Here is a 15,648-nt window from a genome sequence, read left to right on the forward strand (position 1 = left end):
TTTCGTCGTGTGACCGCCCGTGGTCCTGTCCACTAAATGCCGCCGTCCCCCTCGGGTGACGGCGGCATTTCGACGACAGGACCTCGTTGTGCGTGGTGCCCCCGCATGTGAACTGCCCGGCAACATTGCCCTGACGGACACCTCCCAAAGAGACGATGGCGGTGCCGCAGGCCGCGCCCGATGATGTTTTCGACCCCCTGATAGCGCCTGCTTCCGCCGGCGCTATCAGGGCCACAGAGAACAGAAAACGGGGACGACATGCTCATCAAGCGCAGTACCTTCGCCGCGGTCGCGGCAGCCGGTGTTCTTCTTGCGGGGTCGGGTGCGGCCGTCGCCGCCGACGGCTCCGCCGCGGTGAAGGCCGGCCCGAGCAAGCAGGCCAAGTACCAGCGGCTCTACCAGCTGACCCGCTCCACCACGACGAGCGTCAAGGACTGGCGTCATACGCGCGAACTCGCCAAGTCGGGGATCGACCGTTGGGGATTCATCTGGAGCACCGACTGGTGCACGAAGCTCGCGGACAAGCCGGGCGGCTTCAATTTCAAGTTGTCATGCGCGCGCCATGACTTCGGCTACCGCAACTACAAGAAAATGATGGGAAAGAAGGCGTTCCGGCATTCGAAGCACGAGAGGCGCATAGACAAGGCCTTCTTGTTCGACATGAACAACCAGTGCGCCGTGCAGCCGCACAAGACGGACGCGGAGCGCCGGCAGTGCCGGACGACCGCCAAGCAGTACTACGACCGGGTCAGCGGCTGACGCGGGATCTCGCGGGCAGTCACACAGTGTGTGCGGCTGCCCGCGGGCACGTTCCGGCCCGATCCCGGCTCCCCCTGCCGGGTACCGCCGGACCCCTACCCGTTCGGGTGGCGAGCGGCGAACCGCCGCACGGCGCGGCGGCAGGCGCAGAAGGCTGGGCAGCCGCCACCGACGAAAGGCCCGTCATGCCGCTGCCGCCGAAATGCCCCACGCCAGACTGCGACGACTGGCTGTGGAAGGACACCACGAACACCAACACCGACTGGGACAATTGGCGGTGGTGGTGCTGCCGTTGCCGCAAGCAGTGGTATCCCACGGCGGAACAGCTCCAGAAGTTCCGCCATGGGACATCGGGAGGCCCGAACATTCCCGTCTACCGGGATCCCAGGGTGGGTGCCCGGCGGTAAGCGGGGGACACGGCAAATGGCCTCCCTGGCACCCATCAGCGTCCGAACGTTCCCTCGCTGCAACAGGATCTGCTGCAGCTCGCTTCCCTCCCCGGCCAGATGCGGCCGACGCCGACGTGGCCAGGGGACCCCAGGCGGCATCCCCGGCGATCACACTCAAGGGCAGGACCGTCGACCGGTGCCCTTCGTGTCACCCCACCCGCAGCAGCAGCTTGCCGGTGCTCTTGCGACTGCCGAGGAGCCGGTGTGCCTCGGCGGCATCGGCGAGCGGGAACTCCGCCGTCACGGGGAGCTCCACGGTGCCGTCGGCCACCGTACGGAAGGCCCGTTCGGCCAGCGCACGCAGCGCTTCAGGCGCCGTCTGAGCCAGGGACAGGACGGAGAATCCGGCGACCGAGCGTCCCAAGGGATACAGCTGGGGCTGGCCCACCTGCCACGGCTCGGCGGAACTCGCGTTACCGAACGAGACCAGGCGGCCGAAGACCGCAAGGGAGTCCAAGCTGCGCCGGAAGGTGTCACCGCCGACGGGGTCCAGGGCGAGATCGACTCCCCGTCCGCCCGTGGCCCGCCGCACCTCCTCGTCGAAGTCCGGCCCCACGAACACCTCGTCATAGCCGTACGTGCGCGCGTGCTCCGCCTTCGACGCGTCCGATACGACCCCGTGGACGGCACCCGCCCCCGCCGCCTTCGCCAACTGGCCCACGACCGTGCCGATCCCGCCCGCCGCGCCCTGCACCAGCACGCTCTCGCCCGCCCGCAGCCGGCCCACCTCGTGCACCAGGGCATGCGCAGTGGGCAGTACCGTCGGCAGGGTGGCCGCGGTGCGCGGGCTCACCCCCTGCGGAAGCGGGAACACGGTGGCCGCGGCGGCCACGACGGTCTCCGCATACGCGCCGCCGTCCGTGAGCGCCGCGACCTCCTGCCCCGGCCGCAGCCCCTCGACCTCCGCGCCGACCGCGCGAATACGCCCGGAGACTTCCAGGCCCGGCCGGAAGGGCAGGGACGGGACGCGGTAGGCCTCGGCGCGGGCCTTGAGATCGGCGAAGTTCACACCGGCGTAGGCGACATCGATGCTCACCTGCCCGCGCCCCGGCTCGGGAAGGTCGGTCTCCACGACCTTCAAAACCTCGGGACCGCCGTACTCCTGGAACTCAACCGCACGCATGACAGCACACGCCCCTCACGAGTGTTCAATGGAATGCGAACACCCCGACTGTATGATCTGGATCGAACACTCTGCAAGGGGGATCGTGGAATGCCGGACCGCAGCAGCCACCGCGCCGTGCCGGCGCACACCCACCCCGGGGACGTCCCCGTCGAGACCGCCCTCGCCGCCCTCGCCGACCCCGTACGGCTCCAGCTCGTACGCGAGTTGGCCGGTTCCGCCGACTGGTCACACAGCTGCGGCAGCTTCCGGGTACCGGTCGGCAAAGCCGCGCTCAGCCACCACTTCGCGGTGCTGCGCGCCGCGGGCCTGGTGGAACAGCGCGACCAGGGCCCCAAGCGCCTCAACCGCCTGCGCCGCGAGGAGTTCGACAACCGCTTCCCAGGGCTGCTCGACCTGGTGCTCCGCGAGGAGGGTTAGGGCGTCTTTCGGAGCAGCACCCCGGGGCCGGTCCGGAAGACGCGCGTCGGCCCGGACGGACTCACGAGGTGGCGGTGAAGGAGCGTACGCCGTTCCCGACCGACTCACGAGGTGGCGGTGGGGGGTCGTACGCCGTCCCGGACGGGCTCAGGGGATGTCTGCGGAGCGTCGTCGTGTGCGCGGCGGGGCAGCAGTACGGGCGTGGTCAGGATGAGCACACCGGCGAGGGCGATGGCGGTGCGGGGGCCGGTGAGGCCGGCGAGCAGCCCCCAGCACACCGTCAGGGTCGCGGTGGTGGCACTGCTTGTGATGGACCAGGCCGACAGGGTCCGGGTCACCCGGTCCGTGGCGGTGTGTTCGAGCCGGTAGGTGGCAAACACCGGGGTGAAGATTCCCATGCACGTGATCAGGCCGAACTCGATGACGATGATGAGCAGCAGCCCCAAGGGGCCGGGCCCGATGAATGCCAGCCCCAGGGACCAGCACGCCCGGAGGGTGCCACTGGTGAGCATCACCCGGTGCTGCCCGAACCTCGCGACCAAGGGCCGTGCGAGCCGCGAACCGACCAGACCGCCGATGCACGGCACGCCGAAGGCGAGACCGTACTGCCACGGCGAAAAGCCCAGGTCGCGAAGGAGGAGGACCGCCAGCAGCGGCATGGTCGCCATGATCAGCCCGTTCACCAGGCCGGTGTTGAAGAACAGCGGACGCAGACGGGGGTGGCGCAGGATGTAGTGCCATCCCTCAACGACGTCGGCCACGGTGAACCGCTGTGCGGGGCGGGCCGGCGGCTGCGGTTCATGGCTGCGGATCGCCCGGATGCCGAGTGCGGAGAGCAGGAAGCTGACCGCGTTCATCACCACCGTCGTCAACGGCCCCAACACTCCGATGGCGACACCGCCCAGGGGCGGACCGAGGGCGGTCGCCGTCCACATCGTGCTCTCGAACCTGCCGTTGGCCACCAAGAGGTCGTCGGGCCTGACCAAGGCCTTCAGGTACGCGCCGCTCGCGGCATTGAACACGATGTTGGCAGCCGCGACGACCACCGATACGACGACAAGCTGCGCGAAGCTCAGCCCTCCGAGCGCGTACGCGGCGGGCACGGTCAGCAAGGCCAGTAACCGGAGCAGGTCCATGGCCACCATGACCGGTCGTTTGCGACGGAACTCCACCCACGGCCCCAGGGGCATCGCAATCAATGCCCCCACCGCCAGGCTCACAGCGGACAGGACGGACACCTGCGCCGTGCTGCTGTGCAGCACCATGACGGCGGTGAGCGGGAACGCATCGAACGCAAGCCAGGTCCCGGCCGCGCTGGCGGCGTAGGCCGCCCACAACCATCCGAACTCCCGGCCCAACGCTTGCCTGTATCTCATTCCCTGGCTCCAGCTGCTCGGTGCGAATGCCCTCTGGTTGACCGAGGAAATCTCACCACAGCTGAGAGGAGGGAAGACGGCAGGAGAAGAGTTCTGACACGGGCGAGGGGCAGCGGCGCCGCCGCATCCTGCGGCGGTAGCCGCCACCCTGCCCGCCTCCGGTGGGCACGCTCAGGAGACGGACACCATGTTCCACGTCAGTTCCATCTGGTGACCGTGGCGCCAGCCCCGGGTGTGAACGGGCTCGTTGGTCCTCGGGGCGTCGCTGCCCGACTCCTTGGCGTCGACGTTCTGGCCGCTGTCCAGGAACGACTGGAGTGCGTTCGCGCCCCACCCTTCCCGGCCGCCTAAGGAGAATGCCTGCTGGTTCGGCGTGGGGAAGGTCAGGTTTTCCATGACGACCGGCCCCTCGTTGCCTCCCTCATACGCCATGACCTTGTTCTTCGCGGCGTTGTAGAGCATGAAGTGCCCGTTGTCCCCGATCTGGATCCACTGGCAGTACGGGTTGCCGTACGTGATTTTCTGGAGCCAGACGGAGTCGTCGTTGGGGCCGGCGCAGAGAATGCGGTCGGACCACAGTCCATTGGCGATCAGGACCGCACCGGACGAGTGCGCGGGTTTGGCGACAGCGGAGGTGCCGGGCAGGACGGTGAGGCAGGCGGCCGTCATACCGGCCACCGCCGCGATCTTCGCCGCCCGGGACATACGTCTGAAGCGTGCCATGGAGGAGCTCCTTCACTGTCGGGCCCGCCGGAGCCGGCAGGTCCGGTGATCCTGCTGGGCGACGGGAGACCTGACCAGAACCCGAGGAAATTTCCGGACAACGCCCGCCCGGCGCCCGCATTCCCTCACCACACGCCACACGGGGTACCTCACGGAAGATCTGCCTGACCATCGCCCTTGGAAGCGCCGATCCCCTCAGGTCTCGCGGTCTCGCAACCCCGCCACCGCCCAAAAGAATTGACCGAAATTCACAGGACCCTCACTTATGTGAAGATCCCCAGGCCTTCCGGCGCAGCCGGTGGCCGAGTTCGGCTTCGGCGGCGCGTCCCGTCCGGACCAGGATCGACGAGGGTGGCATCGCGTACGTCCCCGTCCTGCCGTCCGTCGGGCTGCCGGGCCCTGGTTGCCCCGCGGTCTTGGCGTGACGGCATAGTAGAGCGCAGTCCGATGAGGGACATGACAATTACGGCGCGCCGCTCGCCCGGCGTCGCCACGTATCAGGGGGACTCCGCGCCATGCCATCCATCCGCCGCTCCACCGCCGCTGCCGCGGCACTGGTCGCGCTGCTCGCGGGCACCGTCACCGCCTGCGGCCCCAGTGACGACAAGGCCGCCGCTTCGGGTGCCGCCGACCAGAAGGGCCAGGGCGGCGGGGGGCTCCAGATCCCCAAGGGCATGCCGACCAGCCTGGACGACCTGAAGAAGTGGAAGGACGGCGGCTGGCAGAACTGGGACAAGTGGGCCCGCAAGGCTTCGGACTTCGCCAATCCGGTCATCAAGGACCACTGGAAGACGGACCGGCTGGCCAAGACGAAGACCTCGCCGGAGATCGGGGTGAAGGCCACCGGCGCCGGAAGCGAGTTCGACGCCACGGACCCCGAGCCGCGGCCGGTCAACGCCGAGCAGGTCGCCCGCCCGTACCACCAGCACATGGCGCCGGTCGGGAAGATCTTCTTCGACAGCCCGAAGGGCTCGATGGTCTGCTCCGGCACGATCGTCGAGGACCCCGCGCACCCGGGCAAGTCCAACCTGGTGTGGACCGCGGGCCACTGTGTGCACTCCGGCAAGCGGGGCGGCTGGATGCGCAACATCGTCTTCGTGCCGTCCTACAACGACAACGGCGTGCCGATGAACCAGGTCAGCGGCACGCCCTCCCAGCAGGTCACCCCGTACGGCCGGTTCTGGGCCGACTGGATCACCACCTCCGGTGAGTGGATCAACATGGGCAGCGAGGACACCGGAAACGGCGGCTCCGCTTATGACTTCGCGGTGCTGCACGTGAAGCCGGAGAACGGCAGCGGCAAGTCGCTCCAGGAGACCGTGGGCAACGCGGCCCGGGTCGCTTTCGACACCCCCTCCGCCGACCGCATCGCCTCGCTGGACGCCTTCGGCTATCCGGCGGCGCCGCCGTTCGACGGTGCGCGCATGATGAACTGCCCCGCCCGCCCCGGCCGCCTCGTCATGCAGCAGGGCACGCCCGCCATGAACCGCATCGGCTGCACCATGACCGGCGGCACCTCCGGTGGCGGCTGGTTCGTCAACCACGGCGGCAAGCTGACGCTGGTGTCCAACACCTCGATCAGCTCCAACGCCCACACCTGGCTGGCCGGACCCCACCTGGGCCCGGAGGCCCAGCGGGTCTTCAACAACATCAGCCAGAAGTTCGCGAACCGGTAGACACGATCGCGGACCCCGGCCAAGGCACGGGCACGTACGCGAGGAAGCCGACCCACGCCCCCGGCTTGAAGGTGAGCCGGGGGCGTCGCGGTTCCTGGCTCGCACCGGCGGAAGCACCGCAGCTGCCGGAGCCGCCTTCCGGCCACAGTCCAGTTCGGCGGCGAGCGCCCGGCATCGGCACAGCGCCCGCACCGGCACAGCGCCGGCATCGGCACAGCGCCGGCGCAGCGCCGCCGACCGTCATAGGGCGCCCTGGGCTTGGTCCTGCCTCCGCTAGGTGAACGGGCCCTCGACGATGAAGCGGCGCAGGTGGTGGGCGAACCGCTCGGCCTCACCCGGCGGCCACGAGGACATGCTCGCCATGATGTGGGCAGCCAGACGCGCCCGCAGCTCCTCCACCGCGGACTCGCCCTGTTCGGTGAGAACGAGCAGATGTGCGCGCCGGTCGGTGGGGTCCGCCTCACGACGGAGGAGGCCGGCGTCCTCCAGCCGTGAGGCACGGCGGGTGACGCCGGAGCGATCGAGTCCGACGTCCGGAGCCAGGTCGGCCGCGCTGCGGGGTCCGGTCCGTGCCAGGGCGCTGAGCACCGGGTACGTCAGTTCGTCCAGCGACTCCCCCATGCCCTCGGTGAGCCGCTTGTGCAGCCGCGTGCGAGTCGTGCGCCTGAGCAGGATGCCCAGAGCCTCTGCGATCTCATGTCCCACTTCGTTCTCCACGCCTCAAGAATAGCGTGCGCTGCGCACGCGTTTGCTGCTACGGTAAGAGAGATGCGTGCGGCGCGCACGCACTGTCGAAGGGGAATCCCATGGCTCGTACCGGTATAGAGGCCGCGCTGAACGACCTGCTCTTCAACCGCGACATCACGGTGCAGGAGGCCGCCGACCGCCACTTCACTCCGGAGTACCGCCAGCGCACGGACGGGCAGTGGGCCGACCGCGCCGGGTTCGTTGAGCACATCACCCACTTGCGCACCGTCGTTGCCGGCGGCCATGTCCAGGTGCACGAAGAGCTGTGCGCCGGCAGCAAGTACGCGGACCGGCACACCGCCCACATCACGAAGACGGACGACTCGACCGTGCGCACGGAGGTCTACGTGTTCGCCGACCTCGCGCCCGACGGCCGATTCAGCCGCATCGAGGAGACCACCCTGATGCTCCAGGGCACCGATGCCGACCGCAACATCGGCAGCGCCCGCTAAAGCGGCTACTCGGTTCCGATCCGACCACGCCAACCCGGCGCGTGATTGCAGGCGTTCCGCTGTCGGCTATCCGCATCAGGCGGCAGTCGCAAAGGTGACGCTCACACCGTAGGGCCTGGGGGGGTGACCCCCTCAACCTGTGCTCAGGTACCGGAGCCGTATAGCCATCGCCCTTATGCATGCGCAGGACTATGCGTGCGCGTGCACACCACCACCCCAAAGGAGGTGACATGGGCGAGGGAAACGGCGCCGGTGCCCGGCTGGTCAAGCTGTTTCGCGAAGTCTGCGGGCCTGACGATTGGTGTGAGGAAGCGCTAGGGTTTGCCGAAGAACACTTGGACCGAGCCGCAGAATGCGACACGGTAGTAGCCGCTCACGGCGTTCTCATTCCCGGAACACGAGGAACCATGGTCATCAATCCGGCCGTTCCTGAGGCGCGCCGGGAACGCGCCGCAGCGTGGGCGATCATTAAACCGTGATGCCCGACGCGGAAACCGCCGATCGGTGATCTCGGCATCCAGCGCCTGGTAACGGCGGGCGAGCCGCCGCAGCGAGGCACGGGTTGCGGCCAGCGGACGGGACAGGTCGTCGACAGTGACGGGGTTTCTGGACCAAACTCCTATGAGGTCACAAGCGCCCGTCCGGCCGCGTGCGTGGTGACGCCCGGCGGGCCGACAGATCCCACACACGACAGCCGAGACGTCAGTCAGAGCACGGGTCAGACCCGCCGGTGGCGTCACCACGTCACATCCTCACTGTCAGAGCTCTTTGAGCTCTTTGAGCATCCGTACGAGCTCAGACGGCGGAAGCTCCGGGTACAGCGTCTTCAGATGCTGCACCACCGCCGCCTCGCTCTTCTCGTCCCGCACTTGGCGCGCTTCCTCGATCGCCTCGGCACGGAAGTTCTCGTACGTGCGGAACTTTCGGTAGAACCAGTCACGCTGTCGTTTGCGGTGGTTGAAGACCCCGGCCGTAATGAACAGGACGAAGGAGAGCAGAAATAGGGCGTCCCCGACCCTAGAACGGATCGACAACGCCGCGAAAAGGCAACCGATCCCCAGAAACACCAGCAGTGCCGCCAACGGATGCACGCGCTTCGGCTCGCGCATGCTCACTTCGTGCCATTGGGCCATTTGCCAACGGGAGGGCCGGGGAAATCGCTGACGCTCTGCGCCTCCCCCTTGATGCGGTTCAGTTCCTCTTTCTGGGTCAGCAAGGCTGCGAGCGCCGCCGTGAACGCTGCGCCTATGACCGTGGCGTTAAACGCTGCTTCTTCCAGGAAGATCCCGCCAGCGGCGACAGCACCGACCCCGGTCATCAGCGCGCCGATAGCTGCAATCGTACCTATGATGAACTTCGCTAGGACCGCTGCCAGCGCGCCGTAGAACACGAGCCCGGTGGCGGCGCAGATCGTGCAGGACAAGGACACCTGGCTCGCGATAGTCCCGATCCGCCCTGCGGCCGCGGACTGGCTCCGCACCGATTCCAGGTAGAGGGTGCCTGCGTCCCCTTTCCAGTGACGGGGAGCCTGCAGGGCCTTGAAGTCCGTCTGCCCCTGCACCGCCGATGCGGGGATCTCGATCTTGTCGACCCAGTCAGTCGAAATATCGTAAAGCGTTTTGGGAGCCATCGCAGCCTTCAGTGCGTCGTCAATCTTTTCGAGCACCCATTTCGCGAGTTCCTCCATCTTCTCGGCGATCCACATGATGGCATCACCTATTTTCTGGGGAATGTACCATGCATCGGCCGACTTCTGTGCCGCCGGAGCGAGTTGCTCCTTCTTTAGCGAAAGCTTGTTCACGCCGGACCGCAGCTCGTCCGTCAAAGCCTGGTACTGCGAAAGGTTGAAGGTAGTCATGCCGCCCCCTGTTTAGTATGCACCCTCGACGTGCGCCTTTGTTTCTTCTTCTTGATTGTCGTAGGCCGTCGCATTCTTGACGAGGGCATCAGCTATTTCTTGCGTGCGCTGCTGACCTTCCTTGCATCGGTCAGATATCTCCTGGATCGCAATCTCGTAAGCCGGAAGCACCCACTGGTATATGCCTGCTTCAAGGCCGCTGATGTGCAGCCCCTCTACGGCATGGTGAAGCTTTCCCAGAGCGTCGCTCTGTTCATCCCACATACGCGCTTCGGAGCGCAGCACATCGGTGACCGTCTCGATGTCGGGATTTGTCACGGGGTACTCCTGTCAGAGGTTGTTGAGGCGGCCGGGGTCGCGGAGGGCAGCCATCGCTTCGTCGATCAGGCCGTCGAGCCGCCGCCCCTCTCCCGCTGCCTGCTCGGAAGCGCTGCTGCGGGCCAGGGCGGAACGTGCATCCGCCAGCGCCTCGCCGAGGGCCCGGTTGATCTGGGCCACCGATGCCCCTGCCGCCCAACTCTCCTCCACGTCACACGACGCAAGGGATGCACGGGTGAGAGTGACCGTCACGCGGCCGGCCCGATCCGAACCCGATGCCTGCGCTCCTTGGTCGAGAACGGTTTCGAAGTTGCCCGCAGCGCTCAGAGAGGAGATGACATCTTCCACGAACTGGTCCAGTGGGCGGGAAATCACGTACCGAGTGTCCCGCTCCGGCGGGACAGGTATGCCCAGCGCATTGGGGCGAGATGCCGGGGCGGCGCCCATGGTTCCCACCCCCGAGCTCGAATCCCAGGGTCCACTGGGGAGATCCTGCGACCAGGAATTCATGAGGTCATGGATTGCATTGCGGGCGGCCTCGACCACAGCCGTGCCGAGGCCGCCGGTCTTGCAACGCCTCTCCCAGTCCGAGGCGGCCGTTATGTCCTTCGGGAGCCCGTCACCACCCACCCTGACTCGCACTGCACCCTGTGCGTCCGCTGCTTCCGCCCCATCGGGGCGGCTTCCTGCCAGGTCGGACAGCATTCCGTGTAATTCAGCCGCGTCATTCTGGAACTTCTCCAGCTCCTGGCGAAACACATTGTCCATGCGACTTCCCCCCTGCATGTCGGCCTGTCTACACGCGTTCGCGTGGAGAACTGATCGCGTCGACGCTAGCAACGGCACCGTGGACGCGGACCGTCAACTCGGCGCACAGTCAGAAGGTTTCAACACGTCCCGGAATCTTTCACTGCATGGCCACGTGGCTGGTAAAAATTTCCACGGTCAGGCGAGAGGCGAGAAATGCGCTGAAAAACAGGTGATGCCCCTATACAGAGGCTAATAGCCCCCTTCTCCGCCCAAGAGAAAAGACAACGCCCGCCGCTGGGACCTCCCACGCCCTTTAGGGGTCATCTCATTTGGCTGCCTCGGTAGGCTATAACTTGTGGGGATCGTTGAGCGGCTGGTGCCGGAAGAGTTGTGGGAGTTGTTCCAGCGAGTGGTGCCAGAGGCGCCCTCGCGGCCTCAAGGCGGTGGCCGACGCCGTCACGGTGACCGGGAAGTGCTGGCCGCGATCGTGTTCGTGGCCACGTCAGGCTGCACGTGGCAGCAGTTGCCGTCCGCGTCGTTCGGGCCGTCGGGAGCGACAGCCCATCGGCGCTTTGCCGAGTGGTCGAAGGCCCGTGTGTGGGCGAAGCTGCACCGCCTGGCCCTCGACGGGCTCGGCGCCCGCGGCGAGTTGGACTGGACCCGCTGCGCGATCGACTCCGTGAACATGCGGGCCCTGAAAAGGGGGACCTGACAGGTCCGAATCCTGTCGACCGGGGCAAGTACGGGTCGAAGATCCACCTCATCATCGAGCGGACCGGTCTGCCCCTGTCCGTCGGAATCTCGGCGGCGAACCTGCACGACAGCCAGGCCCTGATCCCCTTGGTGAAGGGCATACCGCCAATCCGTTCCCGCCACGGACGCCGACGACGCAAGCCGGCAAAGCTCCATGCCGACAAGGGCTACGACTACTCCCACCTGCGGCGATGGTTACGCCAACGCGGCATCACCCACCGCATCGCCCGAAAAGGCATCGAGACATCGCAGCGACTGGGCCGGCACCGCTGGACCATCGAACCCACCATGGCCTGGCTCGCCGGCTGCCGCCGTCTCCACCGACGCTACGAGCGCAAGGCTGACCACTTCCTCGCCTTCACCAGCATCGCCTGCGCCCTCATCTGCTACCGCAGACTCGCCAAATGAGATGACCTCTAAGTGAGCGTTTCGTTCGCTTACTGGATGGTTCGGGATAATTTTGAGCTACCAAGCCCGGATATCGGCCTGGTGATTCGCCCGGAAAACGGCTCTTGCGGCAATCAGCAGACCAGTGATGCGCCGGTTTCCTAGCGAGAGCTCCCGTCTCATTTAGAAACCGACCGGTTCACGCGAGATTGCGGACCCGCGCCCCGAGTGCCCCGGACACCCCCGCACACGCCCTGCCCAGGCCCACCACCGCCCGATACCCAGTCACCATGCAGCCACCACGGACCTACCCCAGTGACCTGTCCGAGGCCCGCTGGGAACTCATCCGCCCCACCCTCGAAACCTGGCGGCAGGCCCGCAACGGCATCCGCAAACCCACCCACGACCTGCGCACCCTGATGAACGCCATTCTCTACGTCGACCGCACCGGGATCCCCTGGCGCTACCTGCCCCACGACTTCCCGCCCCACCAGACCGTCTACGGCTACTTCGCCCACTGGGAAGCCGACGGCATCTTCGATCAGCTGACAGGGCTCTTACGCGGCAAAGTTCGCCAAGCGGAAGGCCGGACAAGTGAGCCCACCGCCTGCCTCATCGACAGCCAGAGCATCAAAACCTCCGCCACTGTCCCCCTGACCAGCCAGGGCATCGACCCGGGCTACTTTCCGAAAAAACGCGCCGCCTTCGACACGCTCATGGCCCACAACCGGGCATTCGCCGAAGACTGCCTGCGCCACAACGGTTCGCTTGCCGCCCATGTCGACCTGACCAGCACCGCGCGGGACTTCGAGGCGGTCCGGACGGGCTGGGCGAACGGCAGTTGAACTGGTACGGCATCCACTACAGCACGCTACTCGGGCGGACCTACGCCGACCTTTACCCCGGCAGGCTGCGCACGATGGCCCTCGACACCGCGCTGGACGACACCGGCTCACCCCACTCGCGGGTCGTGCAGGAGGCGGCCACCGCCGAGGCCGCCTTTGACCGCTTCACCGCCTGGTGCTCCACGTCGAAGGACTGCGCGCTGCACGGCAAAGACGCCGCGGCCGAGTACGACGCCCTCGTCGCCCGTGCCGACCGCGTCCCCCTACCGGTCGCGGACGGCAGCCACCGGCCGCTGACCGGAGAGGACATCCGTGAAGCCACCCAGGACTACCTGACCCTCTCCGGTAGCGCCTGGCCGGCCCTGGCACGGGCCATCGTCAAGGCTCAGAGTGGCGACGCGGCGGACTTCACCATCGACCCCGACGACACCCTCGACCCCGTGCAGGTCCTGGTACCCGCCTGCCTGGACAACGCCCGCCCCGTGCACACCTTCAACGGGCTCACCCGCCTGCAAAGGCAGCTTGCCCGCGTGTCCCCGCACCTCGGCGGGGCCGTGCGCTCGTACAAGGCCATCGCCGGCTGTCTCGGCCGGCCCACCCCGGCCAAGCCCCTCAAGACGGGCGCCCCGGTGCACGGCGCACCGCCCGCCCTGATCCTGCAGTCCACCCTCCAGGCGCTGGCTCCACACCGCGCGGGCTTCGCCATGGCCGCCCAGCTGCCCGGCAGCGTCGTCCTCAGCCGCGCGGGCGACGACTACAGCATGTTCCTGCTGTCCCGGTGCGCCCGGGACGCCACCAACCGCTACCTGACCACCCGCCTCCTGCCCGCACCCCACAGCACCTGCACCAACTGACCCGCCGCTGAGCAACCGGGTGCTGCTGCCCTCCCCGAGCGCACAGCCTCCGGGACTTCGCACCACGCGACCTCGGCTCCTCAAGCCCTCGGCGGCAGCGCCCGGCACAGCACCTCCAGGGCGCCGGGGTAGGCGCTGTCGGTGGGTGTCGCATAGCCGATGACCAGGCCGTGGCGGGGTGGCATGGTCGCGGCGGGGTGGCGGTAGTCGGAGAGGCCGTCGAGGGCCAGGCTCTGCCATCGGGCGGCGCGCAGGGCGGTGTGTTCGTCCGACTCGGTGGAGCCGTCGGGGAGTTGGAGGACGGCGTGCAGTCCGGCGGCGATGCCGGTGACGGTGAGGTGCGGGGCGTGCGCGGTCACCGCGTCGATCAGCTGGTCGCGGCGTCGGCGGTAGCGCTGGCGCATACGGCGGATGTGCCGGTCGTAGGCGCCGTGGGTGAGGAACTCGGCGAGGGTGAGCTGGTCGGTGACGCTCGCCCAGGCCTCACGTTCGCCCTTGGCCTCCAGTACGGCGTCGACGAGACGGTCGGGGAGCACCATCCAGCCCAGGCGCACCGCGGGGGACAGGCTCTTGCTGACCGAGCCGATGTGGAGGACGCGCTCCGGATCCAGCCCCTGGAGGGCGCCGACCGGCTTGCGGTCGTAACGGAACTCGCCGTCGTAGTCGTCCTCCAGAAGGTAATTCCCGGTGGTTCTCGCCCAGTTGATGGCGGCGGCCCGGCGGTCGGGGTGCAGCGGTACGCCGGTGGGGAACTGGTGGGCGGGGGTGAGGAGGGCCGCGCCCAGGTCATCGAGGTGGGTCAACTGTCCGGTGTCGGCGCCGTGTTCGTCGATGACGAGGGGGCGGGTGGGGGTACCGGCCGCGGTCAGGAGCCGGCGGTGGAAGGGGAGGCCGTACGACTCGACGGCGAGGGGGCCGGGGAGCACGGCGGGCAGGAGCAGCCGCAGGGCGTGGGCGAAGCCGGAGCAGATGACGATGCGTTCGGGGTCGGTGCGTACGCCGCGGGTGCGGGCCAGGTAGTCGGTGAGGGCGCTGCGCAGTTCGGGGCGGCCGCGGGGGTCGCCGGGGCCGAAGGCGTCGTTCGGGGCGGCGGTCAGTGCGCGGCGGGCGGCGGCGAGCCAGGCGGTGCGCGGGAAGGAGGCGGCGTCCGGCCGGCCCTGGAGGAGATTGTGTGCGGGGCGGCTCGCCGGGGTGCGGTGGGCCGGGGCACGGGTGGGCGTCAGCGGCGTTGCGCGCTGGGCGACGCGGGTGCCGGAGCCCTGGCGGGCGCTGAGCCAGCCCTCGGCGACCAGTTCGGCGTAGGCGTCGGCGGCGGTGTTACGGGCGATGCCGAGGTCGGCGGCGAGCGAGCGGTAGGGCGGCAGGCGGGTGCCGGGGGCCAGGCGGCCGGACCGTACGGCGTCGCGCAGTGCCCGGATGAGGACGGCGCGGCGGCTGCCGGGGCCGGTCAGCTCCAGATGCAGATCGGCGCCCAGGCTCTCGGCAAGATTGACCCATGATTCCGGCATGGGAATGCACCTTATAGCGGGTCGCCTGAGCTTCTAGATTCCAGGTATGACGAAGGAAACGCAGATCAGCGAAGCGGGCGCGGGGAACAAGGCGGCGGGCCCGGTGACGGGAGCGAGCCCGGCGAACGAAGCGGCCAACGGGGCGGGGACCGAAGCGGTCGTGCGCAGCCCCCGGGTGAACTTCGCCCAGGCCGCCCCGAAGGCATTCACGGCGCTGATCGGATTCGATGCCGCCGCCCGCGAGGGGCTGGACCCGGCCCTGGTCGAGCTGGTCCAGATCCGCTCCTCGCAGCTCAACAAGTGCGCGTACTGCCTCCATATGCACACCTCCGATGCCCGTAAGGCGGGCGAGAGCGCGGAGCGGCTGCACATGGTGGCCGTCTGGGAGGAGGCGGCGCACTTCTTCACCGCGAAGGAGCGGGCGGCGCTGGCGCTCACCGAGGCCGTGACGCTGGTCGCCCGAGGCGGTGTGCCGGACGAGGTCTACGAGCGCGCCGCCCGCCACTTCGACGAGGCGGAGCTGGCCCGGCTGCTGGCGCTGATCTTCACGATCAATACGTGGAACCGGATCGCCCTCAGCACGGGGAAGGTGCCGGGGACCGACGAGCGTTAGGGGCACGTCGGGCCCGGCACCCGCGCGCCGGGCCCCG

17 protein-coding genes and 1 pseudogene are annotated in these 15,648 nt (G+C 68.1%); 9 read left to right on the forward strand and 9 right to left on the reverse strand.

All coding sequences use genetic code 11. The annotated features are described in order from the left end of the window. Positions 1–258 precede the first annotated feature (258 nt). Positions 259–759 (forward strand): phospholipase A2, encoded by a 501-nt coding sequence (locus ACWGI6_RS31355; RefSeq protein WP_453270635.1) that lies wholly within the window; start codon positions 259–261, stop codon positions 757–759. 597 nt (positions 760–1,356) lie between these two features. On the opposite strand, the gene ACWGI6_RS31360 is transcribed toward ACWGI6_RS31355, so the two are convergent. After that, a complete protein-coding gene (locus ACWGI6_RS31360) occupies positions 1,357–2,331 on the reverse strand; it encodes a quinone oxidoreductase family protein (RefSeq protein WP_453270636.1) in 975 nt (324 codons plus the stop codon). A gap of 90 nt (positions 2,332–2,421) precedes the next feature. Here ACWGI6_RS31360 and ACWGI6_RS31365 point away from each other — a divergent pair, with 90 nt between their 5' ends. After that, positions 2,422–2,751: an ArsR/SmtB family transcription factor gene (locus ACWGI6_RS31365; protein WP_453270637.1), complete on the forward strand. Its 330-nt coding sequence runs from the start codon at positions 2,422–2,424 to the stop codon at positions 2,749–2,751. A gap of 104 nt (positions 2,752–2,855) precedes the next feature. Here the strand turns inward: ACWGI6_RS31365 and ACWGI6_RS31370 are convergent, their stop codons facing one another. Then, positions 2,856–4,127 (reverse strand): MFS transporter, encoded by a 1,272-nt coding sequence (locus ACWGI6_RS31370; protein ID WP_453270638.1) that lies wholly within the window; start codon positions 4,125–4,127, stop codon positions 2,856–2,858. Positions 4,128–4,298: 171 nt separating this feature from the next. Further along, positions 4,299–4,850, reverse strand: a complete 552-nt coding sequence (locus tag ACWGI6_RS31375) for a hypothetical protein (protein ID WP_453270639.1) — start codon at positions 4,848–4,850, stop codon at positions 4,299–4,301. A 515-nt stretch (positions 4,851–5,365) separates the two neighbouring features. On the opposite strand from ACWGI6_RS31375, the gene ACWGI6_RS31380 reads away from it, so the two are divergent. Continuing rightward, entirely contained in the window at positions 5,366–6,526 is a 1,161-nt protein-coding gene (locus ACWGI6_RS31380; RefSeq protein WP_453270640.1) for a trypsin-like serine peptidase, read from the forward strand. A 273-nt stretch (positions 6,527–6,799) separates the two neighbouring features. Here the strand turns inward: ACWGI6_RS31380 and ACWGI6_RS31385 are convergent, their stop codons facing one another. After that, positions 6,800–7,243: a MarR family winged helix-turn-helix transcriptional regulator gene (locus ACWGI6_RS31385; RefSeq protein ID WP_453270641.1), complete on the reverse strand. Its 444-nt coding sequence runs from the start codon at positions 7,241–7,243 to the stop codon at positions 6,800–6,802. Between the two features lie 89 nt (positions 7,244–7,332). On the opposite strand from ACWGI6_RS31385, the gene ACWGI6_RS31390 reads away from it, so the two are divergent. Both ACWGI6_RS31390 and ACWGI6_RS31395 read left to right on the forward strand, forming a co-directional pair. Continuing rightward, a complete protein-coding gene (locus ACWGI6_RS31390; protein WP_453270642.1) occupies positions 7,333–7,725 on the forward strand; it encodes a nuclear transport factor 2 family protein in 393 nt (130 codons plus the stop codon). Between the two features lie 230 nt (positions 7,726–7,955). Next, positions 7,956–8,204: a hypothetical protein gene (locus tag ACWGI6_RS31395; protein ID WP_453270643.1), complete on the forward strand. Its 249-nt coding sequence runs from the start codon at positions 7,956–7,958 to the stop codon at positions 8,202–8,204. Positions 8,205–8,483: 279 nt separating this feature from the next. On the opposite strand, the gene ACWGI6_RS31400 is transcribed toward ACWGI6_RS31395, so the two are convergent. Genes ACWGI6_RS31400 through ACWGI6_RS31415 form a run of 4 tightly spaced genes read right to left on the reverse strand, consistent with a single transcriptional unit; the run spans position 8,484 to position 10,669 of the window. Beyond that, on the reverse strand, positions 8,484–8,834 hold the full coding sequence (locus ACWGI6_RS31400) for a hypothetical protein (protein WP_453270644.1): 351 nt from the start codon (positions 8,832–8,834) through the stop codon (positions 8,484–8,486). A 2-nt stretch (positions 8,835–8,836) separates the two neighbouring features. Continuing rightward, positions 8,837–9,583, reverse strand: coding sequence for a hypothetical protein (locus ACWGI6_RS31405; protein WP_453270645.1), 747 nt, complete (start codon positions 9,581–9,583; stop codon positions 8,837–8,839). A 12-nt stretch (positions 9,584–9,595) separates the two neighbouring features. After that, positions 9,596–9,901 (reverse strand): hypothetical protein, encoded by a 306-nt coding sequence (locus ACWGI6_RS31410; protein WP_453270646.1) that lies wholly within the window; start codon positions 9,899–9,901, stop codon positions 9,596–9,598. A gap of 12 nt (positions 9,902–9,913) precedes the next feature. Further along, on the reverse strand, positions 9,914–10,669 hold the full coding sequence (locus tag ACWGI6_RS31415; RefSeq protein WP_453270647.1) for a hypothetical protein: 756 nt from the start codon (positions 10,667–10,669) through the stop codon (positions 9,914–9,916). A 343-nt stretch (positions 10,670–11,012) separates the two neighbouring features. Here ACWGI6_RS31415 and ACWGI6_RS31420 point away from each other — a divergent pair. From ACWGI6_RS31420 to ACWGI6_RS31430, 3 genes and pseudogenes are all read left to right on the forward strand, one after another. Next, positions 11,013–11,812 (forward strand): IS5 family transposase gene (locus ACWGI6_RS31420; RefSeq protein WP_453270692.1). Its coding sequence is split into 2 segments (ribosomal slippage): positions 11,013–11,352 and positions 11,352–11,812, totalling 801 coding nucleotides; the frame shifts between segments, so codons are not numbered across the junction. Positions 11,813–12,081: 269 nt separating this feature from the next. Continuing rightward, positions 12,082–12,465, forward strand: a pseudogene (locus ACWGI6_RS31425) (transposase); the annotation flags it as partial. 167 nt (positions 12,466–12,632) lie between these two features. Beyond that, positions 12,633–13,490, forward strand: a complete 858-nt coding sequence (locus ACWGI6_RS31430) for an alpha/beta hydrolase (RefSeq protein WP_453270648.1) — start codon at positions 12,633–12,635, stop codon at positions 13,488–13,490. 80 nt (positions 13,491–13,570) lie between these two features. Here ACWGI6_RS31430 and pdxR read toward each other — a convergent pair whose 3' ends face one another. Then, positions 13,571–14,998, reverse strand: a complete 1,428-nt coding sequence (gene pdxR / locus ACWGI6_RS31435) for a MocR-like pyridoxine biosynthesis transcription factor PdxR (RefSeq protein ID WP_453270649.1) — start codon at positions 14,996–14,998, stop codon at positions 13,571–13,573. Between the two features lie 46 nt (positions 14,999–15,044). Between pdxR and ACWGI6_RS31440 the strand changes: the two genes are divergently transcribed. Beyond that, positions 15,045–15,611: a carboxymuconolactone decarboxylase family protein gene (locus ACWGI6_RS31440; protein ID WP_453270650.1), complete on the forward strand. Its 567-nt coding sequence runs from the start codon at positions 15,045–15,047 to the stop codon at positions 15,609–15,611. The last annotated feature ends 37 nt before the right edge of the window (positions 15,612–15,648 follow it).

Source organism: Streptomyces sp. NPDC054786, from assembly GCF_053611685.1.

Bases quoted from the DNA above. Each gene is read 5' to 3' on its own strand.
- ACWGI6_RS31395 (WP_453270643.1), top strand. From the start codon at position 7,956: ATGGGCGAGGGAAACGGCGCCGGTGCCCGGCTGGTCAAGCTGTTTCGC.
- ACWGI6_RS31355 (WP_453270635.1), top strand. From the start codon at position 259: ATGCTCATCAAGCGCAGTACCTTCGCCGCGGTCGCGGCAGCCGGTGTT.
- ACWGI6_RS31370 (WP_453270638.1), bottom strand. From the start codon at position 4,127: ATGAGATACAGGCAAGCGTTGGGCCGGGAGTTCGGATGGTTGTGGGCG.
- ACWGI6_RS31375 (WP_453270639.1), bottom strand. From the start codon at position 4,850: ATGGCACGCTTCAGACGTATGTCCCGGGCGGCGAAGATCGCGGCGGTG.
- ACWGI6_RS31415 (WP_453270647.1), bottom strand. From the start codon at position 10,669: ATGGACAATGTGTTTCGCCAGGAGCTGGAGAAGTTCCAGAATGACGCG.
- ACWGI6_RS31400 (WP_453270644.1), bottom strand. From the start codon at position 8,834: ATGCGCGAGCCGAAGCGCGTGCATCCGTTGGCGGCACTGCTGGTGTTT.
- pdxR (WP_453270649.1), bottom strand. From the start codon at position 14,998: ATGCCGGAATCATGGGTCAATCTTGCCGAGAGCCTGGGCGCCGATCTG.
- ACWGI6_RS31390 (WP_453270642.1), top strand. From the start codon at position 7,333: ATGGCTCGTACCGGTATAGAGGCCGCGCTGAACGACCTGCTCTTCAAC.
- ACWGI6_RS31380 (WP_453270640.1), top strand. From the start codon at position 5,366: ATGCCATCCATCCGCCGCTCCACCGCCGCTGCCGCGGCACTGGTCGCG.
- ACWGI6_RS31365 (WP_453270637.1), top strand. From the start codon at position 2,422: ATGCCGGACCGCAGCAGCCACCGCGCCGTGCCGGCGCACACCCACCCC.
- ACWGI6_RS31405 (WP_453270645.1), bottom strand. From the start codon at position 9,583: ATGACTACCTTCAACCTTTCGCAGTACCAGGCTTTGACGGACGAGCTG.
- ACWGI6_RS31360 (WP_453270636.1), bottom strand. From the start codon at position 2,331: ATGCGTGCGGTTGAGTTCCAGGAGTACGGCGGTCCCGAGGTTTTGAAG.
- ACWGI6_RS31440 (WP_453270650.1), top strand. From the start codon at position 15,045: ATGACGAAGGAAACGCAGATCAGCGAAGCGGGCGCGGGGAACAAGGCG.